Annotated in this window: 21 protein-coding genes; 11 read left to right on the forward strand and 10 right to left on the reverse strand. The window is 71.2% G+C overall.

What is annotated here, in order from left to right; genetic code table 11:
* Positions 1 to 25: 25 nt before the first annotated feature.
* Positions 26 to 727, forward strand: coding sequence for a M24 family metallopeptidase (locus JJ691_RS14360; protein WP_211769271.1), 702 nt, complete (start codon positions 26 to 28; stop codon positions 725 to 727).
* Positions 727 to 1,185 carry an SRPBCC family protein gene (locus JJ691_RS14365; RefSeq protein ID WP_211769272.1) on the forward strand — a complete coding sequence of 153 codons (459 nt, stop codon included), beginning with the start codon at positions 727 to 729 and terminating at the stop codon, positions 1,183 to 1,185. Before JJ691_RS14360 ends, JJ691_RS14365 begins: the two co-directional genes overlap by 1 nt.
* A gap of 4 nt (positions 1,186 to 1,189) precedes the next feature.
* On the opposite strand, the gene JJ691_RS14370 is transcribed toward JJ691_RS14365, so the two are convergent.
* A complete protein-coding gene (locus JJ691_RS14370; RefSeq protein ID WP_211769273.1) occupies positions 1,190 to 2,005 on the reverse strand; it encodes an RNA polymerase sigma factor in 816 nt (271 codons plus the stop codon).
* A complete protein-coding gene (locus tag JJ691_RS14375) occupies positions 2,002 to 2,847 on the reverse strand; it encodes a haloalkane dehalogenase (RefSeq protein ID WP_249227916.1) in 846 nt (281 codons plus the stop codon). The genes JJ691_RS14370 and JJ691_RS14375 overlap by 4 nt, the downstream gene beginning before the upstream one ends.
* A 141-nt stretch (positions 2,848 to 2,988) precedes the next feature.
* On the opposite strand from JJ691_RS14375, the gene JJ691_RS14380 reads away from it, so the two are divergent.
* The 4 genes from JJ691_RS14380 to JJ691_RS14395 are packed head-to-tail and all read left to right on the forward strand — an operon-like array spanning position 2,989 to position 5,887.
* Positions 2,989 to 3,582, forward strand: a complete 594-nt coding sequence (locus tag JJ691_RS14380; RefSeq protein ID WP_211769274.1) for a TetR/AcrR family transcriptional regulator — start codon at positions 2,989 to 2,991, stop codon at positions 3,580 to 3,582.
* 10 nt (positions 3,583 to 3,592) lie between these two features.
* A complete protein-coding gene (locus JJ691_RS14385) occupies positions 3,593 to 4,342 on the forward strand; it encodes an SDR family NAD(P)-dependent oxidoreductase (protein ID WP_249227917.1) in 750 nt (249 codons plus the stop codon).
* Positions 4,342 to 5,235: an ABC transporter substrate-binding protein gene (locus JJ691_RS14390; protein WP_211769275.1), complete on the forward strand. Its 894-nt coding sequence runs from the start codon at positions 4,342 to 4,344 to the stop codon at positions 5,233 to 5,235. The genes JJ691_RS14385 and JJ691_RS14390 overlap by 1 nt, the downstream gene beginning before the upstream one ends.
* Positions 5,222 to 5,887 carry a nitroreductase gene (locus JJ691_RS14395; protein ID WP_211769276.1) on the forward strand — a complete coding sequence of 222 codons (666 nt, stop codon included), beginning with the start codon at positions 5,222 to 5,224 and terminating at the stop codon, positions 5,885 to 5,887. The genes JJ691_RS14390 and JJ691_RS14395 overlap by 14 nt, the downstream gene beginning before the upstream one ends.
* On the opposite strand, the gene JJ691_RS14400 is transcribed toward JJ691_RS14395, so the two are convergent.
* Positions 5,884 to 6,831 (reverse strand): GlxA family transcriptional regulator, encoded by a 948-nt coding sequence (locus tag JJ691_RS14400; protein WP_211769277.1) that lies wholly within the window; start codon positions 6,829 to 6,831, stop codon positions 5,884 to 5,886. The two genes, JJ691_RS14395 and JJ691_RS14400, sit on opposite strands and share 4 nt — an antisense overlap.
* Positions 6,832 to 6,917: 86 nt before the next feature.
* On the opposite strand from JJ691_RS14400, the gene JJ691_RS14405 reads away from it, so the two are divergent.
* The gene (locus JJ691_RS14405; protein ID WP_211769278.1) at positions 6,918 to 7,070 is read left to right on the forward strand and encodes a hypothetical protein; all 153 of its coding nucleotides are present in this window, start codon (positions 6,918 to 6,920) and stop codon (positions 7,068 to 7,070) included.
* On the opposite strand, the gene JJ691_RS14410 is transcribed toward JJ691_RS14405, so the two are convergent.
* A complete protein-coding gene (locus tag JJ691_RS14410) occupies positions 7,060 to 8,100 on the reverse strand; it encodes an LLM class flavin-dependent oxidoreductase (RefSeq protein WP_211769279.1) in 1,041 nt (346 codons plus the stop codon). The genes JJ691_RS14405 and JJ691_RS14410 overlap by 11 nt on opposite strands.
* A 155-nt stretch (positions 8,101 to 8,255) precedes the next feature.
* On the opposite strand from JJ691_RS14410, the gene JJ691_RS14415 reads away from it, so the two are divergent.
* The 3 genes from JJ691_RS14415 to JJ691_RS14425 all read left to right on the forward strand — a co-directional run bounded on the left by JJ691_RS14415 (position 8,256) and on the right by JJ691_RS14425 (position 13,407).
* Complete coding sequence (locus tag JJ691_RS14415; RefSeq protein ID WP_211769280.1) at positions 8,256 to 9,341, forward strand: discoidin domain-containing protein; 1,086 nt, start codon at positions 8,256 to 8,258, stop codon at positions 9,339 to 9,341.
* Positions 9,342 to 9,440: 99 nt separating this feature from the next.
* Positions 9,441 to 12,218 carry a helix-turn-helix transcriptional regulator gene (locus JJ691_RS14420; RefSeq protein WP_211769281.1) on the forward strand — a complete coding sequence of 926 codons (2,778 nt, stop codon included), beginning with the start codon at positions 9,441 to 9,443 and terminating at the stop codon, positions 12,216 to 12,218.
* Between the two features lie 88 nt (positions 12,219 to 12,306).
* A complete protein-coding gene (locus JJ691_RS14425; RefSeq protein WP_211769282.1) occupies positions 12,307 to 13,407 on the forward strand; it encodes a helix-turn-helix domain-containing protein in 1,101 nt (366 codons plus the stop codon).
* Here JJ691_RS14425 and JJ691_RS14430 read toward each other — a convergent pair.
* The 6 genes from JJ691_RS14430 to JJ691_RS14455 all read right to left on the reverse strand — a co-directional run bounded on the left by JJ691_RS14430 (position 13,366) and on the right by JJ691_RS14455 (position 20,506).
* Positions 13,366 to 14,667, reverse strand: a complete 1,302-nt coding sequence (locus JJ691_RS14430) for an MFS transporter (protein ID WP_211769283.1) — start codon at positions 14,665 to 14,667, stop codon at positions 13,366 to 13,368. The two genes, JJ691_RS14425 and JJ691_RS14430, sit on opposite strands and share 42 nt — an antisense overlap.
* Positions 14,668 to 14,759: 92 nt before the next feature.
* Positions 14,760 to 15,170 carry a cupin domain-containing protein gene (locus tag JJ691_RS14435; protein WP_211769284.1) on the reverse strand — a complete coding sequence of 137 codons (411 nt, stop codon included), beginning with the start codon at positions 15,168 to 15,170 and terminating at the stop codon, positions 14,760 to 14,762.
* A 35-nt stretch (positions 15,171 to 15,205) separates the two neighbouring features.
* On the reverse strand, positions 15,206 to 16,912 hold the full coding sequence (locus JJ691_RS14440) for an AMP-binding protein (protein WP_211769285.1): 1,707 nt from the start codon (positions 16,910 to 16,912) through the stop codon (positions 15,206 to 15,208).
* Complete coding sequence (locus JJ691_RS14445) at positions 16,909 to 18,798, reverse strand: FAD/NAD(P)-binding protein (RefSeq protein ID WP_211769286.1); 1,890 nt, start codon at positions 18,796 to 18,798, stop codon at positions 16,909 to 16,911. The genes JJ691_RS14440 and JJ691_RS14445 overlap by 4 nt, the downstream gene beginning before the upstream one ends.
* Before the next feature lie 153 nt (positions 18,799 to 18,951).
* Positions 18,952 to 19,824 carry a LysR family transcriptional regulator gene (locus JJ691_RS14450; RefSeq protein WP_211769287.1) on the reverse strand — a complete coding sequence of 291 codons (873 nt, stop codon included), beginning with the start codon at positions 19,822 to 19,824 and terminating at the stop codon, positions 18,952 to 18,954.
* 109 nt (positions 19,825 to 19,933) lie between these two features.
* A complete protein-coding gene (locus JJ691_RS14455) occupies positions 19,934 to 20,506 on the reverse strand; it encodes a CGNR zinc finger domain-containing protein (protein ID WP_211769288.1) in 573 nt (190 codons plus the stop codon).
* 417 nt (positions 20,507 to 20,923) lie between these two features.
* Here JJ691_RS14455 and JJ691_RS14460 point away from each other — a divergent pair, with 417 nt between their 5' ends.
* A complete protein-coding gene (locus JJ691_RS14460; RefSeq protein WP_211769289.1) occupies positions 20,924 to 26,362 on the forward strand; it encodes an ATP-binding protein in 5,439 nt (1,812 codons plus the stop codon).
* The last annotated feature ends 31 nt before the right edge of the window (positions 26,363 to 26,393 follow it).

Consider the following 26,393-nt stretch of genomic DNA (forward strand, 5'->3'; position numbering starts at 1 on the left):
GCGATGGTGTTGGTACGGTCGGTTCATGGCCGACGTGATCGAGGACGAGGCAGTGCGGGCGACGCGTCTGCTGGACGCGCAGGACAAGGCGGTGCAGCTGTTCGCCGAGGTGGAGGCGCGCGGCATCGTGGCGCCGGGCGTGCGGGAGACCGAGGCCAGCAACGCCATCCGCGACCTCGCCGCCGACATGTTCGGCGTCAGCCGGTTCTGGCACAAGCGGATCGTGCGGTCCGGGGTGAACACGCTCCAGCCGTACAAGGAGAACCCGCCGGACCGGGTGATCGCCGAGGACGACATCGTGTTCTGCGACTTCGGGCCGATCTTCGAGGAGTGGGAGGCCGACTTCGGCCGCACCTTCGTGCTCGGCGACGACCCGGTGAAGCTGCGGCTGCGGGACAGCCTGGCCGAGGTCTGGCAGGCCGGTCGGGCCTACTTCGACAGCCACCCGGACGTCACCGGCGAGGAGCTCTACGGGCACGTCGTCGGCCTGGCCGAGGCAGCGGGCTGGGAGTTCGGCGGCGAGATCGCCGGCCACGTGGTCGGGCAGTTCCCGCACGAGCGGATCGAGGGCGAGAAGATCGCCTCCTACATCGCCCCCGGCAGCGACGGCCCGATGCGCCGGACCGACCGCAACGGGCAGGCCGCGCACTGGATCCTGGAGATCCACCTGGTCGACCGCGAGCGCGGCTTCGGCGGCTTCGTCGAGGAACTGCTGGACCTGGGCTGATGCCACGCACCGACAAGGCTTTCCGGGTGGTCGCCGCCCCGCTGGACCGGGTGTTCGCGGCCCTCGTCGACCCGGCCGCGCTCGTGGCCTGGCTGCCGCCGGAGGGGATGACCGGCCGGTTCGAGTGGTTCGACGCGCGCCCGGGCGGGTCGTACCGGCTGGTCCTGACCTACGCGGACCCGTCGGGCGCGCCCGGCAAGGCCACCGCCGACTCCGACGTCGTCGAGGGGCGCTTCGTCGACATCGTCCCGGTGGCACGGGTGGTGCAGGCGGCCGACTTCGTGTCCGACGACCCCGCCTACGCCGGCACGATGACCATGACCTGGGCGGTCACGGCCGTCGACGGCGGCACGCGGGTGGAGATCCGGGCCGACGACGTCCCCGACGGCATCTCCGCCGAGGACCACGCCGTCGGCCTGGCCTCCTCGCTGGCCAACCTCGCCGCGTACGTGGAATAGGCCGTCAGTCCAGCAACGGGAACGAACCCGAGGACAGCAGTCCCACGATCGCGTCGGTGCGATCCCTCGGCGCCGCGTAGTCGGGATGCGCCCGCAGCACCGAGGCGGCGTCGTGCAGCCGGTGCAGCTGCGCGGCGGCCTCCCGCACATCCCGGCCGTTGACCGCGTGGCCGGCGTAGGTCGGCTCCTTGACGTCGACCCGTCCGACCGCGACCGCCTTCTCCACCCGCCGGGCGCAGCGGCAGAACCCTTGCGGCGTCACGATTCCACAGGTCGATCCCATGAACGCCCGCAGCCGTTCGCGAGCCCGTTCCAGCCGTTTCCGGTACGCCGCCGGCGAAACGTCCAGCACCCAGGCGGCCTCGGTGGACGTCAGCTCAAAGATCTCCCCGAGCACGAAGGCGATCCGCTCCGACCGCTCCAGGCACTGCAACACCGCCTGCGTGCACGACAGCCGCACCTCGGTGGCCAGCAGCTCGGCCTCCGGACCGGCGTAGTCGTTGTCGGCCAACCCGTCGGCGAGATCGGCCCGGAACTCGTCCAGGCTGAGCTCCCGCCGCTCCTGCGGCGTCTTGCGGCGCAGGTTGAGCAGGTAGTTCACGCCGATCCGGTACGCCCAGGTGAGCAGCTTGGCCTCGCCTCGGAACGAGGACAGCCGGGTGATCACCTGGATCAGGATCTCCTGAGTGGCGTCCTCGGCGTCGGCCGGCCGCCACACCATCCGCAGCGCCAGCCGGTAGAGCGGATCCCGCAGCTCGCGCACGATCTCCCGCAGCGCCTCCTGGTCCCCGTCGACCGCCCGGGCGACGAGGTCGCTCACGACCACAGCCAGGACGCGATCGCCCGGCCCATCGCCTCGGGCTGGTCCTCCGGCGCCTGGTGCCCGCCCGGCCCCAGCGACACCGTGGTCACGGCAGCGAAGGTCTCCTTGGCCCACGCCGCCGTCTCCGGCGATCCCATGCCCACTCCCGGCTCCACGGTCATCACGAGCTTGCGCACCTCCGGCGTCTCGGCCAGCCACCGCCCGTAGGCGACGACCCGATCATGCACGTCGGCCGGCTCGCCGTCGAACGGGATCTCCCGCGGCCAGGCCAGCAGCGGCCGCCGCGACCGCTCGTCCGGATAGGGCCGCCGGTACTCGTCGTGGTCGGCCGGCGCGAGCCCCGACGCCACCCCGTGCGGCAGGTTGAACTCGATGAACTGGTTGTCCCGCAACACGATCTGCTCCCCCTCAGGCGACCGCATGCGCCGGAACAGCTCCTGCCCCAGCGGCGGCATCTCGGCCCAGGACAGCGGCCGCAGGAACGTCTCCACCAGCGCCAGCCCGCGCACCCGGTCCGGATGCCGGCGGGCCCAGTCCATGCCCAGCGCCCCGCCCCAGTCCTGGCCGACGATCACCACGTCGTCCAGCCCCAGCGCCTCGAACCAGGCGTCCAGGTACCGGGCGTGGTCCACGAACCGGTAGCCGATGTCCGGCTTGCCCGAGTCGCCCATGCCGATCAGGTCCGGCGCCAGGCACCGGGCCCGGTCGGCCAGCACCGGGATCACGTTCCGCCACAGGTACGACGACGTCGGGTTGCCGTGCAGGAACACCACCGTCGTGTCCCCCTGACCGGCCTCCCGGTACGCCATGAACGAGTCCTCGACCTCGATCGTCCGCACAATGTCCTCCCTCGTCGAACTGCCGTCACGAGGTTGGACACGCCCCGGCGGCCGACTGTGACATCTCCTCCGCGGGGGCGATGATCCGCCGCATCGCCTCCGGGCTTGACGGCCCAGCCGGGCGAGAGCACTATGGAAACTATGGAAACCGAAATAGTTTCCGCAGTATCGGAGCGGACCGAGGTGATCGTCGAGGCGGCGGCCCGGCTGTTCCTGGGGCCGGGCCGGGTCAGCATGGACGACCTGGCCCGCGAGCTGGGGATGAGCAAGAAGACGATCTACCGGCATTTCCCGGACAAGCACAGCCTGCTGACGGCCGTGCTGGACCGGCAGTTCGGGGCGATCGAGCGCACGCTGACGGCGGCGGCGCGGGAGACCGCGGGCCGGCCGTTCGGCGAGCAGGTGCGGGGTTTCCTGATCGCAGCCTGCGGCGAGCTCGACCGGATCGGCGCGGCCCAGTTGGCCACCGGCCGGGGCGACCCGGTGCTGCGGCGACACGTGGAACAGCGCATGGACGCGGTGGTCTACCAGCGGCTGGACGAGCTGTTCCGCGACGGCGACCGGCGCGGGCTGCTGTCGACGCCGCCCGAGCTGCTGAGCGAGATCATCCGCGGCGCGGTGGAACGGCTGCTGAACTCGCAGCTGCCGCGCCAACTCGACCGCTCGGCCGCCGACCTGCTCCGGGCGACCGTCGACACCGTGCTCTACGGGGCGATCCGCCCCGCCGACGAGTAGGAGGCTCACCGTGACTGGGGACAGGGTGGCACTGATCACCGGTGCCAGCAGTGGAATCGGTGCGGCCACGGCAAAGCTGCTGGCCGCACGTGGCATGCGAGTGGTGGTCAACTACCTGCACAGCGCCGACGCCGCCAAGGCTGTCGTGGCCGACATCGAGGCGGCCGGCGGCGAGGCCATGGCCGTGCAGGCCGACGTGCGCGAAACCGCCGCCGTCGACCGCATGATCGCGGAAGTCCAGACGGTGTGGGGCGGCGTGGACGTGCTGGTGCACAACGCACTCACCCCGTACGCGATCAAGTCGTTCCAGGACATGACCTGGGCGGAACTGGGCGGCAAGGTCGACGACGAGATGCGGGCGGCCTTCGTGGTCACCAAGGCGGCCCTGCCGCACATGACCGAACAGCGCTGGGGCCGTCTCATCTACCTCGGCACCGGCCTCAGCCGTCGGCCCCGGGCCGGCATGATCGCCCTGGGCACGGCCAAGGCCGCGCTGACCCAGTTCGCCCGCTACGTCGCCCAGGAAGTGGCGCCGTCGGGGATCACCGTCAACGTCGTGGAGCCCGGCCCGGTCGCCGAGACCCGCATCTCGCACGTGCTCGACGGCGAGCAGGCCGAGCGGCAGATCGCCGCCACCCCGCTGGGCCGCCTGGCGCGGCCGGCGGACGTCGCCAACGCGGTGGCCTTCTACGCCAGCGAGGACAACAGCTTCATGACCGGCACCACGGCCGCGGTCAACGGCGGGATGGCGATGTACTGATGGACACCATCGACCTCACCTACGTCGGCCGGGGCCTGCACGAAGAACTCGTCGCCCACATCGCCGACCAGGAGGACTTCTACGCCGCCGAAGGCGTTCGCGTCGTGCTGCGCGACGGCGTCGCCTGGGACGACGAGCGGGTGCGCCGCACCGCCACCATCGGCCTCGGCCGGGCCCTGCTGACCCGGCTGACCAGTGGCATCCCGTGGGTGACGGTCAACGTCAACACCCACGGCCCGCTGTTCTGGTTCCTGGCTCGCGACGGCATCACCTCCCTGTCCGATCTGGCCGGCAAGCGCCTGGCGGTGCACGCCCCGCACACCGCCCCCGGCTGTTTCGCCCGCATCGTGCTGCGCCGGGCCGGCCTCGACCCGGACCGCGACCTCACCACCGTCGTCCGCGCCCCCGGCGACTACGGCCTCGACCTGCGCCACCTCCGGGACGGCAGCATCGACGCCGCCTACGTCGGCAGCACCATGGCCCCGGAGGCGGTCGCCGCCGAGCACGGCTGGCGAGTGCTGGCCTGGGTCGGCGATCACTTCCGGATTCCCACCGTCGGCGTGGCCGTCGACCCCACGCACATCCGGCCCGACGACCCCGCCGTACAGGCCGTGGTGCGAGCGCACCGGCGGGCGTTGCAGGTGATCCACACCGATCCCGACGCCACGGTGCGGCACCTCCGGACGTTCCTCGGCCGGCACACCACCGAGAAGATCCGGGCCCACTACGACACGTTCATCGCGCCCCACTTCACCACCAACGGCCAGGTCGACCTCGCCGTCGCCGACGCGGCGATCACCGCGGTCGCCGCCGAACTCGGCGTGCCGACCAACGTCGCCGCAGCCGATTTCTACCGCACAGAAGGAGATTCGGCGGGTCATGGACGTCTATGAGGCGGTCACGAGCCGACGGGCGGTACGCGCGTTCACCGACCGGCCGGTCCCCCAGCAGGTGCTGGAACGGGTGCTGTCGGCCGCCTCCTGGGCGCCGTCGGGATCGAACCTCCAGCCGTGGCACGCATTCGTGGTGACCGGCGAACCGTTGGCACAACTCAAGAAGCGCTGCGCCGAACGGCTCGCGACGGGAGACAGCTGGGACGAGCCGGAGTACGAGATGTACCCGGCCACGCTGGCATCCCCCTACCGCGAACGCCGAGCCGAGTTCGGCCGGCAGCGCTACGGCGCACTCGGCATCGCCCGGGACGATTTGGAGGCGCGCCAACGGGCCGCCGCCGACAACTGGGCGGCTTTCGGCGCGCCGACGGCCCTGTTCTGCTACCTGGACCGGGGCATGGGCCGACCGCAGTGGTCCGACGCCGGCATGTTCCTTCAGACCGTCATGCTGTTGCTGCGCGCCGAGGGGCTGCACAGCTGCCCGCAGATGGCGTGGGCCAAGTTCCACCGGACCGTCGCGGAGGTCCTGTCGCCGCCAGCGGAGTTGATGCTCTTCTGCGGCATGTCGATCGGGTATGCGGACCCCGCGGCGGGCGATGACCGCATCGGCCGGGCGCCGCTCGGGGAGACCGTCAGTTTCATCGGCGGTTAGGCCGAGAAGGACCGCCGGTAGTCCGTCGGCGTCACGCCGACGGCCCGCTGGAAGTGGTGCCGCAGCAGGGCCGGCGTGGCGAAGCCGGCGAGGCGGGCGATCTCCTCGATGCCCAGGTCGCTCTGCTCCAGCAGGGTCCGGGCGTGCAGCACGCGCTGGGTGGACAGCCAGCGGTGCGGGGTGGTGCCGGTCTCGGCGACGAACCGCCGCGCGAAGGTCCGCTCGGACATGGTGGCCCGGGCCGCGAGTTCGGCCACGGTGTGGTCCTCGGTCAGCGTCTCCAGCATCCACAGCAGCACCGGCTGGAGGCTGTCGGCCGTGCACTCGGGCACCGGCATGTCGACGAACTGGCGCTGGCCGCCCTCCCGCTGCGGGGCGACGACCATGCGCCGGGCGATCAGGGCCGCGACCCGAGACCCGAGTTCCCGACGCACGACATGCAGGCAGGCGTCGATGCCGGCAGCGGTGCCAGCGCTGGTGACCAGGTTGCCGTCGTCGACGTAGAGCACGTCGGCGTCGACGCGAGCGGAGGGGAAGCGGCGGCGGAAGTCGTCGGCGAATCGCCAGTGCACAGTGCAGTCCCGGTCGTCGAGCAGGCCGGCGGCCCCGAGGACGTAGCCGCCGCTGCACACCGACATCACGGTCGCGCCCCGATCCACGGCCTCCCGCAACGCGGCCAGCACAGCGGGCGGGTACTGCTCGCGGATCGTGCACGCGGGCACGGCCACCAGGTCGGCCGAGACGAGGTCGTCCAGCGGCCGGTCGGGCGTCAGCTGCACGCCGACGCCGGTGCGGACCGGCTGGCCGGGGTGCTCGGCGCAGACCCGGAAGTCGAAGGACGGCACACCGTCGTCGGTCCGGTCGATGCCGAACACCTCACAGACCACGCCGAACTCGAACGGCGCGACACCGTCGACGACCAGCGCGGCCACGGACTTGAGCACACCGCCAGCATACCTGGCAGGATTTTGTGCAACAGCGACTCTCCTGCCACTGTTGGCAGGATTTACACCAGAGCACACTTCATGCCATGACAACCTTCACGAAACGCCTCAAGGACGCTTTCCGTCGCGGCCCCTCGACGCCGCACCCCCGCCTGCACGGCAGCAGCGACATCGAGGACCGCGACCTCGCCCGGGTTCTGGCGGACCTGCGGGTCACTTCCCCAAAAATCAAGCGCTAGTGGCCAGCAGCTCGCGGACCAGAGGAATGACCTTCGTGCCGTAGAGCTCCAGGTTCCGCATGGCCAGCTCGTGCGGGATGGTGCCGTTCGAGTACTTCAGGTCGAACCGTTGCACACCCAGCTTCTTGACGGTGTCGGCGATCTTGCGGGCGACCGTGTCGGGCGCGCCGATGTACTGCGAGCCGTGGGCGATCTCCCCGTCGAACTGAGCCCGCGTCATGGGCGGCCAGCCACGCTCGCGGCCGATCCGGTCGTGCATCGCCTTGCTGTGCGGCCAGACCAGGTCGGCGGCCTCCTGGTCGCTGTCGGCCACGAACCCCGGCGAGTGCACCGCCACCGGCAGCCGCTCCAGGCCCACGTGCTCCAGCGCCCGGTGGTAGAGATCCACGTACGGGGCGAACCGGTCCGGGTCGCCGCCGATGATGGCCAGCGTCAACGGCATGCCGTAGCTGGCCGCGCGGACCACCGACTCGGGGCTGCCCCCGACGCCGACCCAGGTCTTGATGCGGCCGCTCTCGGTCTTCGGGAAGACGTTGGCGCCCGCCAGCGGCGGCCGGACCGTGCCCTCCCAGGTGACCGGCTGCTCGGTGAGCAGATGGGCCATCAGGTCGATCTTCTCGCTGAACAGCTTCTCGTAGTCGGCCAGGTCGTAGCCGAACAGCGGGAACGACTCGGTGAACGAGCCGCGGCCCAGGGTGATCTCGGCCCGGCCGTTGGACACCGCGTCCAGCGTGGCGAAGCGCTCGTACACGCGGACCGGGTCGTCGGAACTGAGCACCGTGACCGCCGTGCCCAGCCTGATGCGCTCGGTGCGGCCGGCGATGGCGGCCAGCACCACCTCGGGCGCGGACACCGCGAAGTCGTCCCGGTGGTGCTCGCCGACGCCGAAGTAGTCGATGCCCACCTGATCGGCCAGCACCGCCTCGTCGACCACGTCGCGCAGCACCTGCGCGTAGGACTTGCGGTTGCCCTCGGCGTCGACGGTCACGTCGCCGAAGGTGTCCACCCCGAACTCCACGGGTGTCGTCATGCCCTTCCCTTCTCCGTAGCTCGTAGCAACCAGTTGAACGTTGAACTACCATCATCGCATTCCCGCCAATTTCACTCGTCACTGAAGTCACAGTGCTCCAAAACATGCACGGAAACGCCTCCGACCTGCGGCTGACGCCCCTACCATCCCCGGCCATGCACAGGACCAGGCTCCCGGCGGCCGTACTCGTAACGGGGCTGCTCGCGATGGCGGCGCTCGCGACCGGCTGCGCCCAGAGCAAGGTGCCGACGGACGCCCAGGTGACGCTGACCGGCCAGATCACCCGACCCGACGGCGCGCCGGCGGGCAACCTCCGGCTGGCGCTGACCCGGGTGCCGGATCTGGGTGAGCTGGCGTTCCAGGGCATCCCGGTGGCGGTGACGCTCGGCACGGCCTGCCTGGCCGACAACCCGCCGCCGCTCTGCAAGCTGCTGCAACAGGCCACGACCGACGGCCAGGGCACCTTCGCCATCCACATGAACGGGTCGGACGTGCAGGGGTCCTTCGGCACGGCGACAACCTTCGACCTGGCGGCGCAACTTCCCCGGTCCGGGTCCGAAGTGGACGGTCCGAGCGTCCGCGCCGGCTTCGAGATCCAGCGCACCGACGTCACGGTGCCGACGCTCAGGTTCTGGCATCCGGATCACGTCACCGTGGGCGGTGACGCGAGGACCACCACCCTGGACTGGGCCCCGATCACGGACGTGAACGACTACACCGCGCATTTCTCGGTCAACGGTCAGGAGATCTGGTCCGACCAGGCGGCGGCCACAATGGACTCACGGGCGTTCGAGGATGCGAACGGCGTGGTCCACATCTCCGCCGCGGCCAGCGCCGACGGGCCGGACACGACGTTCAAACTGTTCTACACAAGCCAAGGTGTCGGCTTCCGGGGCCGGGCCGGCGCGCCCGAATCCCGAGGCAAGCCCTGTGTCGCCGAGCAGCAGCCGTGCCAGCTCACCGACGGCTCCTTCGACCATCCCCTCCCCGAATCGGCCTGGGCCTACGTGGATCTCGGTGGTCCGCAACCGGTCGGCACGGTGTTCGCCCGGGCCAACCAGGCCGGCTCGCTGACCGTCGAGACCAGCGACGACGCCAGGAACTGGACGACGAGGGCCACCGGCGACGGCCAGTTCGCCAAGATCACCCTGCCGGTCGGGATCACCGCCCGCTACGTCCGCGTGCACGGCGCCGCCGGGTCGAGGATCACCGGCCTGACCCAGCTGTCGGTGTGGCCCTGACTTCGTTCGACGACCGATCCATCCCACCATTCGCGCTCGGCTGCGGCGCGGCGTGCCCGGTGCGTATTGTTTGGCGACACCGCACTGAGGGGACCGTCGTTGAACGCCACCAGCCGTCCGATCGTCGGACGGGAGCACGAACTCGCGCTGCTGCGCGAACCCGGGCCGGCCCGGCTGGTCGAGATCGTCGGCGACCCCGGCATCGGCAAGACCAGCCTGCTCGGCGAGTTCGCGCGGCTGCGTGGCCGCGGATTCGCCGGCCGGGCCACCGAATTCGAGCAGCATGTGCCCTTCGCGGTGTTCCTGGACGCGCTGGCCGACCGGGTCGCCCGCCTCGCCGCCGAGGAACGGGACCACCTCGGCGCCCCGGCGGTGGAACTGCTCACGGCGGTGTTCCACGGCGCCGACCACGCGGACCTGCACGGCGTCGGCCGGCACCGGCTCTACCGCGCGGTCCGCGCGCTGCTGGAGGTCGTCGAGGGCGGCACGCTGGTGCTCGACGACATGCACTGGGCCGACGAGGGATCCGTTGGCCTGCTGGAATTCCTGGTCCGCCACCCACCGGCCGGGCGGTTCGTGCTGGCCGTCGGCTACCGGCCGCGGCAGGCGTCGGAGCGGCTGTTCGCCGCGCTGTCCCACGCCGCCGGCACGGAACGGCTCCGCATCGAGCTCAAACCGTTGACGCTGCAACACGTTTGCCAACTGATGCCGGACGTCGACGCGGCGCGGGCCCGCCAGCTGCACGATGCCAGCGGCGGCAACCCGTTCTATCTCGACGCCCTGACCCGGGTCGCCGTCGACGGCGACCCGGAGGTGGCGCTGTCGGCGGAATTCGCCGCCCTGACACCGAGAGAGGTGTTGGTGGCCCAGGCGGCGGCGCTGGCCGGCGACCCGTTCGACCCTGAGCTGGTGGCCGAGGTCGCGGAGCTGTCCGAGGCGGAGACCCTGACAGACCTGGACGAGCTGGTCGCCCGCGATCTCATCCGCGCCGAGAACAGCGCCCGCCGGTTCCGCTACCGGCATCCGCTGGTGCGCAGCGCCGCCTACCGGACCGGCCGCGCCGCCTGGCGCCTGGACGCGCACGCCCGAGCGGCCGCGGGTCTGGAACGTCGTGGCGCACCAGCGACTTCCCGCGCCCACCACGTCGAACGGGCCGCCCGTGCCGGCGACGACAAGGCCATCGCCGTGCTGGTCGAAGCGGCCGAGTCGGTGCTGGCCAGCGTGCCCGCGCTGGCCGTCGACTGGCTGCGCACGGCCATCGACCTGCTCCCCCGCACCCCCGAGCAGCGAACCCGGCTGTGCGGGCTGATGTTGTTGCGGGCCCGGGCTTTGCTGGTGATCGGCCGGCTCGGCGAGTGCCGGGACACCTCGCAGGAAGTGCTGTCGCTGCTGTCGCCGGAGCCGAGCGAGCAGCGCACCGCGGCGGTCTCGATGTGCGGCACTGTGGAGCGCTTGCTCGGCCGTTACGACGAAGCCCAGGCGCTGCTCGTCAGCGAGCTGACCCGGCTGCCCGACCCACACGGCCGTGCGGCGCTGGGCATGCGCATCGACATCGCCGCCGGGCTGTTGCAGTGCGCGAAGTTCGAGGAGGCCCGCGACTGGGTCACGCAGGCCATGGATTCCCCGTCGCAGCACCAGATGCGGCCGCTGACCAAGACGATCGGCCTGAGCATCCTGGCCACCGCCGACGCCTACACCGGCCGCTTCGACTCGGCGGTCGGCCATGTCCGCCGGGCCGCCGCGATGCTGGACGGCCTGTCCGACGGCGAGCTGGCTGAGCGCCTGTACCTGACGTTGGAGGTGGCGTGGGCGGAACTGGTGCTGGAGCGCAACTTCGACGCCCTGCGGCACGTCCGCCGCTGCGCCGCGCTGGCCGAGCGCTCCGGCCACAGCCACCTCCACCCGGACATCCAGCTGACGTTCACCCAGGTGCACGCCCAGCTCGGCGACCTGGCCCTGGCCGCCGAGCACGCCGAGTCGACGCTGGAGACGGCGTTGCTGATGGGCCGCACCGAACTGCTGGAGGTGATCCACGTCCGGCAGTCGGAGATCGCGCTGTGGCGGGGTGATCTCAAGGCCGCCCTCCAGTTCGCCGAGCTGGCGGTGGAGAAGACGCAGCCCGGCAACTACTGGTGGACCGGTGAGGGCACGGCCGCGCTGGCCGCGGCCCGGCTGGCCAACGGCGATCCGCAGGGCTGCCGGCAGGAGCTGCTGCGCGGCGGCGACCCGACACTCGTCGGCTACGCCCCGTCGCTGCGACGGCTCTGGTTCGACGAGCTGGTCCGGGCCTCGGTCGCGCTCGGCGACGTGACGACGGCGCTGGAGTGGGGCAAGCGGGCCGAGGAGTTGGTGGCCGGAGGCGACCTGCCCGGGCGGACCGCCCAGGCTTGGCTGGCCTCGGCCCGGGCCCACCTGGCCGCCAAGGACTTCACCGCCGCGGCCGAGCTCGTGGCCAAGGCCGCCGACAACTTCGCGCAGGTGCACCTTCCTGTCTTCGAAGGGCAGGCCCGTCATCTGCTGGGCGCCGCGCTGGCCGAGCTCGGCCGGCGGGAGGAGGCCCAGCAGCAGCTCGGGCGGGCTAAGGAGCTGTTCGCCAACTGCGGCGCCACCGGCATGCACGCCGCCGTCGTGCAGCAGCAGCGGCTGCTCGGGGCCAGGTCAACCCGCGTGCGTAGGGACGGCGGCCCGCTCACCCACCGGGAGCTGGAGATCGCCGAGCTGGTCGCGCACGGCTACACCAACCGGCAGATCGCCGCCCAGCTGTTCATGAGCCCGAAGACCGTCGAGGCTCACCTGTCCCGCATCTTCACCAAGCTCGGGGTGGCCTCGCGCACCGCGGTTGCCAGTCATCTGGCGCGTCACGCGAGGGAAATGTAGGGAGTCTCCCGATGCCTCCCGCCCCCGCCCGGTGACACCGTTGCCGCCGGGGAGAGCACTGGGGGAACACGAGGGGATGAACACGAGGGTGGACACCTACGCATTCGGCCGCATCCTGCGGGCGTACCGGCGAGAGGGTGGGTTCACGCAGCAGCAGCTGGCCGACCGCGCCATGCTCAGCGTGCGCGCGGTGCGGGACCTGGAGCTGGGCAACGCACGGCAGCCGAGGGTGGGGACCGTCCGGCTGCTCGCCGACGGGCTCCAGCTCCGGGGCCAGCGCCGCTCCACGTTCGAGGCCGCCGCCGGTCGCTTCGGGGAGACCGAGCCGGCGCTGCACGGGCGGAGCATCGGGCGCGAGGAGAATCAGCGGCCGCCTGCTCCCCTGCATGGACTGGTCGGCCGGCGCACCGAGGTGCGCGCGCTGACCGATCTGCTGGTCGCGGGCGACCAGCGGCTGGTCACCGTCACCGGCGTCGGCGGTGTGGGCAAGTCCCGCCTCGCCGCCGAAGTCGCCACCACAGTGCACACAGAATTCGGTTGGCCGGTGCTCTGGCCCACGGAGCCCGCCGCCGAGTTCACGGTCGCCGACCAGCCGACCCTGCTGGTGTTGGACGGCGAGTGGCGGGGCCAGCCGGTAACCACGTTGCTGCACCGGTTCCCGGCGCTGCGCGTGGTGATCACGTCCCGAACGCCGAGCGGCATCCCCGGCGAGCGGGTGTTCCCGCTGGGTCCGCTGGACCAGGCGGCGTCCGAGCGGCTGCTGCTCACCCACATCCGCCTGCTGAGACCGGCCTTCGAACCGACGCCGGCGGTGACCGAGGTGTGCCAGCTGGTCGACGGCCTGCCCGGGGCCCTGGAGCAGGCGGCCCGGCGGTTCCTGCTGCTGCCGGCGTCCCGGCTGATCGTGCTGCTGGCCCGGGATCCGCATATCCTGGCCCCGATCCGGGACAGCATCGACGGACTGCGGCCGTCCGAGCGCTTCCTGCTGGGCCGGCTCGCCGACCGGGACGCCAGCTGGGCCGTGGACGAGACCGGGCCGATCACCGCCGAGCTGGTGCACACGCTGCTCTCGCACGGCCTGCTGCACCTGGCCGAGCACGGGGGCGAGCCGCGGTTCCGCGTGCTCACCCCCGTGCGGCTGGTGCTGTCAGGCCGGAACCGGGTTCTCCCGGGGGATCATCAGCGCTGACACCACCGCGGGCACCGCGCCGACCAGGATCATCACCACCGGCCAGGTCGTGAACGACAGCAGGCCGGAGATCAGCAGCGGCGTCACGAAAGCGCCGCCGAAGACCATGGTGTTCTCCAGGCCGAGCGCGGTGCCCGAGCGTTCCGCGCCGGCCATGGTGGCGATCTCGGCGTAGTGCACGCCGTGCCAGCCGCAGGCCAGCACGCCGGCGACCACCACCAGGGCGGCGATCACCCACACCGGGGCAGCTGCGTAGCAGGCGACGCCGACGAAGGCGGCCGCGATCAGCCAGCTGTAAACCTTCACGATCGACCGTCGGTAGCGCCCGCCGTGCTTGTCGGTCCAGCGGCCGCCCCACACCCGGGACACGCCGCCACCGACCTGCACGAGCACCAGCAGCAGGGCGATGGTGCCGATGTCCAGCCGCTCGACGGTGAGCAGGAAGACGGAGCCGAAGGTCAGCACCGTGAACTGGGGCAGGTCCAGCAGGAACGCGGTGCTGGCGAAGCGCCAGATGTCCCAGCGGCGCAACGGGCTCTCGGTGGTGGTGGCGGCCTGGCCGCCGCTGGCCTTGGTCTTGGCCAGCGGCGGCTCGTCCAGCCACAGGACCACAGCGATGGTGGCCAGTAGCGCGAACGCCGTGAGGAAGCCGAAGACCAGCCGGAAACCGCCGGCCAGGGCCAGCGGCGGCAGCACGGCCGCGCCGATCGCACCGCCGGCCGGCACCGCCGCGACCCGGAGGCTGATCGCGAAACCCCGCTTGCTGACCGGGAACCAGCCCATCACGGCCCGGCCGGACGCGCCGTTGACACAGCCGCCCATCGCGCCGGACAGGAACAGCACGATCGCCAGCGCGAGGTAGGACGGCGTCGCGTCGGCCGTGGGCACCAGGAACGCGGTGACCAGGCCGAGCGTGACGGTGGTGCCGGCCAGGCCGGTGATCAGGACTTTCCGCTCGCCGATGCGATCGGACAGGATGCCCCAGAACACGTCGGTGATGAAGATGCCGCAGGTGATCGCGGCCAGCACCACGCCGAGCTGGCCGACGGACAGGTGGTAGGCGGCCTGCAGGATGGAGCCGGAGGTCGGGACCCCCTGGAACGCGGCGCTGAACGCGGCCTGGGCGACGATGCCGATCCCCAGCACGCCCCACTTGTAGCGGGCCGAGTGCACTCTCCCGGACCGTCCGGTGCGGGTCTCCACGGGGTCGACCGGCGGGGCAGGCGCGGCTGTCAGCACGTCCTGCGTCTGCTCGAGCATGGCTGAATCTCCTGGTCGTACGGGACCGCGTCGGCCGAGTAATGGGTTAAAGCCATTACAGGCTGGCAGACGCGGTCCCGGTGGGCAAGTCCCTACGCGTTGGCCAGTTCGGAGGCCCCGGGGGCGTCGACCGCCACGGGCAGGGTGCCCTTCTCCCGGATGACGATGCAGACGCAGCCGTTGGGGCTGGACACCTGGTGCACGCTCTCCGGCCGCTCGACGATCAGCGTGCCGGGCGGGTACACGTCGCCGTTGTCGTTGTGGAGCTCGCCCTCCAGCACGATCAGCAGCTCGAAGCCGAGGTGCTCGTGCAGGTCGCCGTGGGCGCCGGGGCCGAAGCGGGCGACGTAGGCCTCCGCGCCGTCCGGGCCGGTCTCCTCGCCGGTGTACAGCCACTCCACATCCACCGACGCGCGACCCGGCTGCACGTAGGGGATCCAGGTGAACTGGCCGTTGTGCAGGCCGGCGCCGAAGATGTCCTGGTAGATCTTCACGTCACGCATGACGGATTGCTTCTCCTTGGTGTGAAAGGGGTTTCTCAGGCCATGCCGGGAGCGGCCGGCGCCGACTCCACGGTCTGGAAGACGTCCTCGAACAGGTGCTCCTGTTCGTTACGGCCACTGCGCGCTTGCTCGGCAGCCCGAAGCTCGACGCGGCGGATCTTGCCGGAGGTGGTCTTCGGCAGCGGGCCGAACTCCAGCCGGCGGATCCACTGGTGCGGCGCGAGGTTTTCCCGCACATGGGTCAGGATCGACCGCGCCGCAACGGCATCCGCCTCGACACCGGCGGCCAGCGTGACGAACGCCTTGGGCACCACCAGACCCACCGGATCCGGCGTCGGCACCACCGCCGCCTCGGCCACCGACTCGTGCTCCAACAGCACGCTTTCCAGCTCGAACGGGGAGATCCGGTGGTCGTAGGACTTGAACACGTCGTCGGCCCGGCCGACGTAGGTGATGTAGCCGTCCGCGTCCCGGGTGCCGATGTCCCCGGTGTGGTAGTAACCGTCCGCGAACGTGGCGGCGTTCTTCTCCGGATTGCCGAGGTAACCCGGCATCACGCCGACCGGCTGATCCGTGAGGTCGACGCAGATCTCGCCCTCGTCGGCCCGCTCCCCCGTGGTCGGGTTGACCAGCACGATGTCGTAGCCGGGCAACGGTTTGCCCATGGAGCCGGGCTTGACCGGCAACGACCGGGTGTTGCCGATCTGCGCGGTGGTCTCGGTCTGGCCGAAGCCGTCCCGCACGGTCACGCCCCAGGTCTCGCGGACGTAGTCGATCACCTCGGGGTTGAGCGGCTCGCCGACGCTGCCGGCTTCGCGCAGGTGCACCGGCCAGTGCCGCAGATCCTGCTGGATCAGCATCCGCCACACCGTGGGCGGCGCGCAGAACGAGGTTGCCTTGTGGGCCACCAATGCGTCGAGCAGGTGCGTGGTCGAGCCGGCCGGGGCGTTGACGGTGAGCAGCGTCGCGCCGGCGTTGAACGGCACGAAGAAACTGCTCCACGCGTGCTTGGCCCAGCCCGGCGCGGAGACGTTGAGGTGCACGTCGCCGGGCTGGAGACCGTTCCAGTACATGCCGGACAGGTGGCCGACCGGGTAGCTGGTGTGCGTGTGCTGCGCGATCTTCGGCTTGGACGTGGTGCCGGACGTGAAGTACATGAACAGCAGGTCGTCCGCGCCGGTCGGACCGTCCGGGGTGAAGGTGTCAGGCTGGGCATCAGCGTCCTCATAGGACAGCCAGCCGTCGACCCGGTCCCCCACGCAGATCCGGGTCAGATCCGTTGGCGCGTCGACAAAGGCGTGCACGTTGGTGGTGACGATGTGCTTGACGCCACCGCGGTCGAGACGGTCGGCCAGGTCCGCGCCGGTGACGGTGGTGTAGGTCGGCAGCACGACGGCCCCGAGCTTGATGCCGGCCAGCACCGACTCCCAGACCTCCACCCGGTTGTCCAGCATCAGCAGCAGGTGGTCGCCGCGTCGAACCCCGTTGACCCGCAACCAGTTCGCCACCTGGCTCGACCGTCTCGACAGCTGCTCGTAGGTCACCGCGGTGACAGAGTCGCCGTCCACGATGCGTAAGGCGTCGGCGGTGTTGCCCTTGGCCATCTCGTCGAACCAGTCCAGAGCCCAGTTGAAGTGCTCGAACCGCGGCCAGCGGAACTCCGCGCACGCCCGATCGTGATCGTCACGCAGCTCCAGCAGCAGATCCCGGGCGGCCTTGAACTTCTGGAAATTCGTGGTCACAGCAGGACTCCTGTGGTGGCGTAGGCCGGCAACGAAGTCAGCACATCCGCGGCGATGGCGTCGGCGTCGACGTGGAAACCGGTCAACGGGCCGGGTCTGCCGTTGCCGATCTGGGTGAACCAGCGCTGGTTCTCGGTGGGGATGCCCAGCGCGTACAGGTCCGGGTCGGCGTTGCCGGCGGCGTCGATCACGTGGAACGGGGCGCGGGCGACGGCGAGGCCGCCGGTGGCGAACCAGTCACCGGTGACCGGGTCGCTGTTGACGTGTTCGGAGATCAGCCCGTCGGCCAGCAGTTGGCCGGTCAGTGGCGAGGCGTCGGCGTGCAGGTCTGGCCGTGGGATCCGGGCGTCGATCAACGTCGGCACCACCCGGCCCGAGCCACGGACCTGTGGCGAGGACAACAGGAATCCGTCCGGCTCGCAGCCGACCTGCAACGCGGGGCCGACGACCACCAGCACGCCGGCCTCGATCAGCGCGCACGTCTGCTCGACGCGGAACGCCGGCGGCCCAGCGGACAGCATGGTGTTGACCGGGTTGAACGCGCCGAGGAAGTCGTCCCGGTGCGACTCGCCGCGCAGGCCGCCGAAGTCGACCGCCGTCCGGACCGAGCCGCGCAGGTCGCGCAGGATGTCCAGGGCCGCCTTGAGCGGGCCGGCCAGATTGCCCTGCACCGCCTCGGCGACGTCCAGCCGCAGCAGGTCGGTCACCACCCGGTGGAAATGCTCGGGGCTGTCGAACTCGACGCCGGCGAACGGCCGGGCCATCCGGTCCAGGTCGATCCGCTGGGCGTCGGCGATGCCGTACTCGGCCAACAGCTTGTCCACCAGCGCCGGGTCGTGCGCGATGTCGAGGTGCCGCGCGGCGAACTGCTCCGCCGCTTCACGGTTTTGCCGGCGGCGCACCAGGGTCCGATAGTACGTGTGCTCGACTTCCCGTTGCAGCAACGGAAGCACGTCGCCGCGGAAGTCCAGCTGCGGCGAGCCGTGGGTGGCCTGGGCGCGCTGGCGTGCCGCGGCCAGCGCCGCCGTCGTGGCGAATCGGGCCTGGTAACGGTAGGTCGAGGCCTTCTGGTTGCGGCCGCGGGCCAACATCGGCAGGCCGCTGCGAGAGCCGGCGATGATCCGCGGCTCCTTGCCACTGGGCCGGTAGCGCAGCACGCCGTCGTCATCGCTGGTGAACACGCCGCCGCGGCCGGCGGTCAGCGCGGCCACCACGTCGAAGAACGTCAGCCCCAGGCCGATGATGCCGACCTCGCTACCGGCGGCGATGGCGTCCAGCGGCATCTCCGCCGCCGAGTCGCCCAGCACGTAGCGCAGGTTGTCGTTGTCCTCGGCGTGCGCGAGGAACCGCTGGTTGACCGCGTCCGGGGCGTTGCACGGGTGCCCGGTCGTGAGGATCACCTTGTCCACGGCCAGCGCGAACCGTCCACTGTAGGCAGTGACGGTGAACCGGCCACCGGTCCGCTCGACCCGGTCCACCCGCGCCGACACCGGCAGCACGTGCACGTTGGCCGGCGCGTTGGCCACGATCGCCCGGTAGGCGGCGGTCAGGTACTCGCCGTAGACCGGGCGCGGCGCGTAGTCGCTCAGGCCCAGCGCCGACCAGCGCGGATCCGGGTGCTCGGCCAGCCACTCGTACAACGACGGGCCGGCGCCGGCCCGGTGCGGCCCGCCGTCGGGGCTGCCGGAGTAGACGCTGACCTCGCCGGCCACCGTGTTCATGGCGAACCAGTGCGGCTGGCTGGTGCGCCAGATCCGGCCCGCGCCCTGCTCCCCCGGCTCGAACGTCCAGATCCGGACCGCACCGGCGACCGGCGCTTCGGTCAGGCGCGCGACCAGCCGTTCGAGCACGGAAAGCCCGCGCGGCCCCATTCCGACGATAGCCACATCCATGTCGACTCTCGCCGCCGACCCGTTTTCAGACACACTACTACCCTTCTCCCCACACCCGAATCATTGTTTCCGAAAGAAACACTAGCTTTCAGAAAAGGGGCCCGCTTGGCTGTTCCTCGATGCCCCCATCGAGAATCGCGATGACGGTCAGCTCACCAGTCGCAGGTCTTCACGGGAGGCGCGCGACATCAGCGCCACCACGGCGTCGAGTTCACGACTGCCCTCGTGTTTTCCGGTCCACGCCGCGTACAGCCGGGCCGGATTGGCGGCCCGCCAGGGCAGGATCGCCGCCTCGCCGTCGGCCACCAGATCCGCGACCACGACCCGGGGCAGCAGAGCGACGCCGAGCCCGGCCGCGACCGCCTTCTTCACGCCTTCGAGAGTGCCGAGCTGGAGGGCGGAGTCGGCCGGTGCGCCAATCTCAGCGGCCAGGATCCGGGCGTACAGGCAGTCCGGCTGGGCGATGAGGAACCGGCAGCCGGCCAGGTCCCGATCGAACGAGTGATTCGGTGCCGCGACCAGCACAATGTCGTCAACGCCCAGGTCCCGCACCTGAAAGTCACCGGCCGGCTCGTCGACCGCCGACAGCAGGCAGACGTCGATCTCGTCCCGTTCGAGCGCCCGCAGCGCCTGCCCCTCGCGGAAGATCCGCAACGACAGCCGGATGTCCGGGTGCCGGTGGTGCAGCGCCTCGACCAGGGCCGGCAGCCGGTAGGTCATCACCGACTCGCCGGCCCCGACGATCACCGTGCCGGCCAGCGCTCCATCGGCATGCAGGGCCGTGCGGGCCTCATCGGCGAGGGCGAGCATTCTTTCGGCGTACGGCAGGAATCGCTCACCGAATGCCGTGAGCCGCACGCCGTCCCGTCTGCGTTCGAACAGCGATACCCGGAGCATCGATTCCAGGCCTTTCACCTGCGAGGTGACCGCCGACTGCGAATAGCCGAGCTCGGCCGCCGCGCGGGTGATGCTCCGGGTGTGGCAGACCATGCGGAACGTGGTCAGCTGCCTGTGGTCCACAGCTATTTCTCCCCAGCGGAATAATTTGTCACGACCCGTCAACCCTAAAACAGGAACGGGCCGGCCGCGGGGCAGATCACCGGCATTTTCGGCCGGCGGAAGTTCCTCCTCAAACCTCCGAGTGCCGGTCCCGGTGCGCCGCCACCCGAGCCCGGTTCCCACACCGGTCCGAGGAGCACCACCGGCGCCGGCCGCCTCGGGAGGTGTCGAGGAAGACCGTGCCGCAGTGGCTGCCGTCGCACTGGTGCAGACGGGCCGATTCGGGCGTGGTCAACAGGTCGATCGCGTCCCGGGCCACCGCCGTCAGCACCTGCCGGGGCGTCGGCTTCGCCGTGTCCGACACCAAGCTGCGCTCTTCCACCCGCAACTGCGGCACCGGCGCCGAGCCCCTGGCCCACGCGTTCACCAGCGCCACATCCTCGCCCCGTTGCTCCGCTGTCCCCGTCACGGACACGGTCACCAGTCGGCACACCGCTTCCCGGACCTCGACGTAGTGGCTCACGTCGTCCGCCACCGGGGCCTCAGCGATCTCGACGCCGACAGCCGCCAGCCACTGCGCAACCGCCGCCCCATCCAGCAGGTCGTCGTTCGGCGCGTCGCCAAGGCGGCCGTGCACCGTGGCCACCAGCTCCAGGCACAGCCGCCCGGTGGCCAGCCGCTTCGTCGTCAGCACCACCGTCACACCCTCCAACGTAATGCCCCAGGGCCATTAGACCATGCGGACCCGGCCTGATGCCCCTTTGACCATTCCTTCACCACGGTCTGATGTTCTGGGGAATACCTAGATCGCGACGGGCCAGACTCGTCGGCAGCGCGCGGCGACGCGTGCACAACGGAACGTTCCCCGGCCGAAAAGGACGTCATGCGCGCGGCAGCTCTGCGGATGCACGGTGGCCCGGGTTGTCCAGCGCGACACGCCGGCACGGCGGGGCGGTCCGGCGTGACCCCTGTGACCGGAGACATCTTTTGTGGGGTTCCTACAAACTCCGGTGCTCGGCACGGTTCCTTGCAGCATTTCGCCACTGGCGAATCCACGACAGTGTTCAGTGTGGGACTGGGGTCTGTCGGCCCCGCACGCGTCTAGTAGGAGGCTCGGTCGGTGTTCAGTCGTGTCGCCATCGTCAACCGCGGAGAGGCCGCGATGCGGCTGATCCACGCCGTCCGGGATCTCGCCGCGGAGACCGGGGCGCGCATCGAGACCGTCGCGTTCTACACCGACGCCGACCGCAACGCCACGTTCGTGCGCGAGGCCGACCTCACCTATGACCTGGGCCCGGCGTCGGCCCGCCCCTATCTGGACTACGCCAAGCTGGAGCAGGCGCTGGTCGAGAGCGGCGCGGACGCCGCCTGGGTGGGCTGGGGCTTCGTCGCCGAGGACCCGAACTTCGCCGAGGTGTGCGAGAAGGTCGGGGTCACCTTCGTCGGCCCCAGCCCGGACGCGATGCGCCAGCTCGGCGACAAGATCGGCGCCAAGCTGATCGCCGAGGAGGTCGGGGTCCCGGTCGCGCCGTGGAGCCGCGGCGAGGTCGCCACCCTCGAGGACGCGCTGACCGCCGGCGCCGACATCGGCTACCCGCTGATGCTCAAGGCCACCGCCGGCGGCGGCGGGCGCGGCATCCGCAAGGTCGCCTCGGCCGACGAGCTCGCCGACGCCTACGAGCGCACCAGCCAGGAAGCGCTGCGCGCCTTCGGGTCCGGCGTCGTGTTCCTGGAGCGCCTGGTCACCGGCGCCCGCCACGTCGAGGTCCAGGTGATCTCCGACGGCGAGACCGCGTGGGCGCTCGGCGTGCGCGACTGCTCGGTGCAGCGCCGCAACCAGAAGATCATCGAGGAGTCGGCCTCGCCGGTCCTCGGCCCGGAGCAGACCGCCGAGCTCAAGCGCTCGGCCGAGCGGCTGGCCGTCAAGGTCGGCTACCGCGGCGCCTGCACCGTCGAGTTCCTGTACCACCCGGGCGAGAAGCTGTTCGCCTTCCTTGAGGTGAACACCCGCCTCCAGGTGGAACACCCGATCACCGAGATCACCACCAGCACCGACCTGGTGCGCCTGCAGCTGCACGTGGCTGCCGGCGGCAAGCTGGCGGGCGAGCAGCCGGCCGAGCTGGGCCACGCCGTCGAGGCGCGGCTGAACGCCGAGGACCCCGACCGCGACTTCGCGCCGTCGCCGGGTCGCATCGCCCGGCTGGACCTGCCGGCCGGCCCGGGCATCCGGGTCGACACCGGCGTCAGCGAGGGCGACACCATCCCGGCCGACTTCGACTCGATGATCGCCAAGATCATCGCGTACGGCCGCGACCGCGACCAGGCGCTGGCCCGGCTGCGCCGGGCGATGGCCGAGACCAAGGTCATCATCGAGGGCGGCGCCACCAACAAGAGCTTCGTGCTGGACCTGCTGGACCAGCCCGAGGTGATCGACGCCAGCGCCGACACCGGCTGGATCGACCGCGTCCGGGCCGAGGGCCGCCTGGTCTCGCACCGGCACTCCGCCGTCGCGCTGGCCGCCGCGGCCATCGAGGCGTACGAGGAAGAGGAGCGGGTCGAGCGCCAGCGCCTGCTGTCCACGGCGTTCGGCGGCCGCCCGCAGGTGCAGCACGAGAGCGGCCGTCCGCTGGACCTGAAGCTGCGCGGCGTCGGCTACCGGGTGCGGGTGGCCCGCGTCGGCGCGACCCGGTTCCGGGTGGCCATCGAGGCCGGCGAGGACGTGCACACCGCCGACGTGGTGCTGGACCGGTTCGACCACCACACCGGCCAGATCCTGGTCAACGGCTCCCGGCACAGCCTGCTCACCGGCACCCATGGCCCGATCCACCTGGTCGAGGTGGACGGCGTGGCCCACCGCGTCAGCCGCGACGAGGGCGGCGTGGTCCGCTCCCCCGCGCCGGCGCTGGTCGTCGCCACCCCGGTCGAGGTCGGCGACGAGGTCGAGGCCGGCGCGCCCATCATCGTGCTGGAGAGCATGAAGATGGAGACGGTGCTGCGGTCGCCGTTCAAGGCCCGGCTCAAGGAGCGGCCGGTGTCGGTGGGCAGCCAGGTGCCGACCGGCGCTCCGCTGCTGCGGCTGGAGCCGCTGGCCGACGACGAGGCCGAAGACACCGGCCCGGTCGAGACCGTGGAGCTGGACCTGCCCGAGGCCAACGGCGCCGTGCCGGCGCTGGACCGGCTGGCCCGCGGCCAGGAGGACCTGCGCAGCCTGCTGCTCGGCTTCGACGTCGACCCGCTGGACGAGGCCCGGGTGCTCGACGAGTACCTGGCCGCCCGGCGCGAGGCCGCCGAGGCCGGGCACCGGCCGACGGCCGAGGAAATGGCCCTGCTGGACGTCTTCGCCGACCTAGCCGAGCTCAGCCTCAACCGGCCCACCGGTTCCGACGACGGCCACTCGTACAGCGCCCGCGAGCACTTCCACACCTATCTGCAGAGCCTGGACGTGGAGCGGGCCGGCCTGCCGGAGGACTTCCAGGCCAAGCTGTCGAAGGCGCTGGCCCACTACGGCGTGACCGAGCTGGAGCGGACCCCGGAGCTGGAGACGGCGGTCTTCCGGATCTTCCTGGCCCAGCAGCGTTCCACCGCCGACGCCAAGATCGTCACCACCCTGCTGCGCGCGTGGCTGCGGGACGTGCCGCCGGACGAGACGCTGCGCCAGCCGTCCGGTCTCGCCCTGGAACGGCTGGTCGCCGCCACCCAGGTCCGCTTCCCGGTGGTCTCCGACCTGGCTCGCGGCGTCGTGTTCGACTGGTTCGGCCAGCCGCTGCTGCGCCGTAGCCGGGCCCGCGTGTACGCGGCCGTCCGCAACCACCTGCGGCACCTCGACGCCCACCCGGACGCGGCCGACCGCGCCGAGCGGGTCGCCGAGATGGTCCGCAGCACCGAGCCGCTGGTGCGACTGCTGGGCCAGCGGCTGATCCGGGCCGACCGCGACAACGCGACCATGCTCGAGGTGCTGATCCGCCGCTACTACGGCAACAAGGGCACCACCGACGTGCGCCGCAGCGAGGTCGCCGGCTGCACGTTCGTCGTGGCCTCGCGGGCCGACTCCACCATCGCCTCGGCGGCGGTGAGCTTCGAGTCCTTCGGCAGCGCGCTGCGCGGCCTGGCCGAGCTGGCCGGCAGCGAGGACGCCGTCGACGCCGACATCTACCTGGCGTGGGAGAAGCAGCCCGAGGACTTCGACGCGATGGCGGCGGAGCTGGCCGAGGTGATCACCGCGCACCCGCTGCCGGCGCACGTCCGCCGGGTCACCGCGACCGTCGCCGGCCGCGGCGACGCCGTGATGCACCACCACTTCACGTTCCGGCCGTCCTCGCTCGGCATGACCGAGGAGCGGCTGATCCGCGGCCTGCACCCGTACATCGCCCAGCGGATGCAGCTGGAGCGGCTGCACAAGTTCGACCTCACCCGCCTGCCGTCCGCCGACGAGGAGGTGTACCTGTTCCAGTGCGTCGCCCGGGAGAACCCGGCCGACGACCGGCTGGTCGCCTTCGCTCAGGTGCGGGACCTCACCGAACTGCGGGAGCAGAACGGCCGCCTGGTCGCGCTGCCCACCGCCGAGGACACGGTCGCGCTGTGCGTCGACTCGATCCGCCGCGCGCAGTCCCGGCGGCCCTCGAAGAACCGGTTCAACACCAACCGGATCGTCATCTACGTGTGGCCGGCCAGCGAGATCACCCGGGCCGAGCTGGAGACGATCACCGCCCGCGTGCTGCCGACCACGGCCGGCGCGGGGCTGGAGGAGATCCTGTTCATCGCCCGCCAGCGCGACCCGGAGACCGGTGCGCTGGCGAAGGTGGCCGTGCGGATCTCCTTCGACGCCACCGGCGGCACGAAGGTGGAGGTCGGCGAGCCGCCGGTGGACGCCGTCGAGCCGCTGGACGACTACCGGCTCAAGGTGATGCGGGCCAGCAGCCGCAACACGGTCTACCCGTACGAGCTGACCGGCCTGCTGGGCGACTTCGTCGAGCACGACCTCGACGACGATTTCGCTCTGGTGCCGGTGGATCGACCCAAGGGCCGCAACACGGCGGCGATGGTCGCCGGCGTCGTGAGCACCCCGACCGAGCTGCACCCCGAGGGTGTGAAGCGGGTCGTGCTGCTCGGCGACCCGACCAAGTCGCTGGGCGCGCTGTCCGAGCCGGAGTGCCGCCGGGTGATCGCCGCCCTGGACCTGGCCGAGCGGATGCGGGTGCCGGTGGAGTGGTTCGCGCTGTCCTCCGGCGCGCGGATCGCGATGAACTCCGGCACCGAGAACATGGACTGGGTGGCGGCCGCGCTCAAGCGGATCGTCGAGTTCACCCAGGACGGCGGCGAGATCAACATCGTGGTCACCGGCATCAACGTCGGCGCGCAGCCGTACTGGAACGCCGAGGCGACGATGCTCATGCACACCAAGGGCATTCTCGTCATGACGCCGGACTCGGCGATGGTCCTGACCGGCAAGCAGGCGCTGGACTTCTCCGGCGGCGTGTCGGCCGAGGACAACTTCGGCATCGGCGGCTACGACCGGGTGATGGGCCCCAACGGCCAGGCCCAGTACTGGGCCCCGAGCCTCACCGGCGCTCGTGACGTGCTGATGGCGCACTACGAGCACACCTATGTGGCGCCGGGCGAAACCTCGCCGCGCGCCGTCGGCTCCACCGACCCGGTGGACCGCGACGTCTCGCCCTTCCCGCACGAGTTCGGCACCGACTTCGCCACCGTCGGCGAGATCTTCTCGGCCTCGGCCAACCCGGACCGCAAGAAGGCCTTCGACATCCGCACCGTGATGCGGGCGCTGGCCGACCAGGACCACTCGGTGCTGGAGCGGTGGGCCGGCATGGCCGACGCCGACACCGCGGTCGTGCAGGACGTGCACCTCGGCGGGCAGCCGGTGTGTCTGCTCGGCATCGAGTCCAAGTCCGTGCAGCGCCGTGGTTTCCCTCCCACCGACGGCCCGGACGCTTACACCGCCGGCACCCTGTTCCCGCAGTCGTCGAAGAAGGCCGCGCGGGCCATCAACTCGGCCAGCGGCAACCGGCCTCTGGTGGTGCTGGCCAACCTGTCCGGCTTCGACGGCTCCCCGGAGTCCATGCGCAAGCTCCAACTGGAGTACGGGGCGGAGATCGGCCGAGCCATCGTCAACTTCGAGGGCCCGATCGTCTTCTGCGTCATCTCCCGCTACCACGGCGGCGCTTTTGTGGTGTTCTCCAAGGCTCTGAACCCGCGGATGACCGTGCTGGCCGTCGAGGGCTCGTTCGCCTCGGTGATCGGCGGCGCCCCGGCTGCGGCCGTTGTGTTCGTCGGTGACGTCAACCAGCGCACCTCGACCGATCCTCGGGTTGTCGAGTTGGAGGCCTCGCTGGCCGAGGCGTCCGGCGCTTCCCGGGCTGAGCTCAGCGCCAAGCTGGCTGAGGTGCGGTCTTCGGTGCGGGCCGAGAAGCTGTCCGACGTGGCCACGGAGTTCGACCGGGTGCACTCGGTGCACCGGGCCGTCGAGGTCGGGTCGGTGGACGCGGTGATCAGCGCCGCGGAGCTTCGGCCGAAGATCATCGAGGCCATTCGCAAGGGCTGAGGGTTCTGACGGCGGCGGGGTAGGTTCCTCT

The sequence above is a fragment of the Kutzneria sp. CA-103260 genome (assembly GCF_018263855.1).
In the GTDB taxonomy this organism is placed as follows: Bacteria; Actinomycetota; Actinomycetes; order Mycobacteriales; family Pseudonocardiaceae; genus Kutzneria.

Excerpts from the sequence above, each read along its gene's own strand:
- JJ691_RS14415 (WP_211769280.1), top strand. The coding sequence starts at position 8,256 with ATGCACAGGACCAGGCTCCCGGCGGCCGTACTCGTAACGGGGCTGCTC.
- JJ691_RS14360 (WP_211769271.1), top strand. The coding sequence starts at position 26 with ATGGCCGACGTGATCGAGGACGAGGCAGTGCGGGCGACGCGTCTGCTG.
- JJ691_RS14390 (WP_211769275.1), top strand. The coding sequence starts at position 4,342 with ATGGACACCATCGACCTCACCTACGTCGGCCGGGGCCTGCACGAAGAA.
- JJ691_RS14380 (WP_211769274.1), top strand. The coding sequence starts at position 2,989 with ATGGAAACCGAAATAGTTTCCGCAGTATCGGAGCGGACCGAGGTGATC.
- JJ691_RS14395 (WP_211769276.1), top strand. The coding sequence starts at position 5,222 with ATGGACGTCTATGAGGCGGTCACGAGCCGACGGGCGGTACGCGCGTTC.
- JJ691_RS14435 (WP_211769284.1), bottom strand. The coding sequence starts at position 15,170 with ATGCGTGACGTGAAGATCTACCAGGACATCTTCGGCGCCGGCCTGCAC.
- JJ691_RS14365 (WP_211769272.1), top strand. The coding sequence starts at position 727 with ATGCCACGCACCGACAAGGCTTTCCGGGTGGTCGCCGCCCCGCTGGAC.
- JJ691_RS14430 (WP_211769283.1), bottom strand. The coding sequence starts at position 14,667 with ATGCTCGAGCAGACGCAGGACGTGCTGACAGCCGCGCCTGCCCCGCCG.
- JJ691_RS14410 (WP_211769279.1), bottom strand. The coding sequence starts at position 8,100 with ATGACGACACCCGTGGAGTTCGGGGTGGACACCTTCGGCGACGTGACC.
- JJ691_RS14405 (WP_211769278.1), top strand. The coding sequence starts at position 6,918 with ATGACAACCTTCACGAAACGCCTCAAGGACGCTTTCCGTCGCGGCCCC.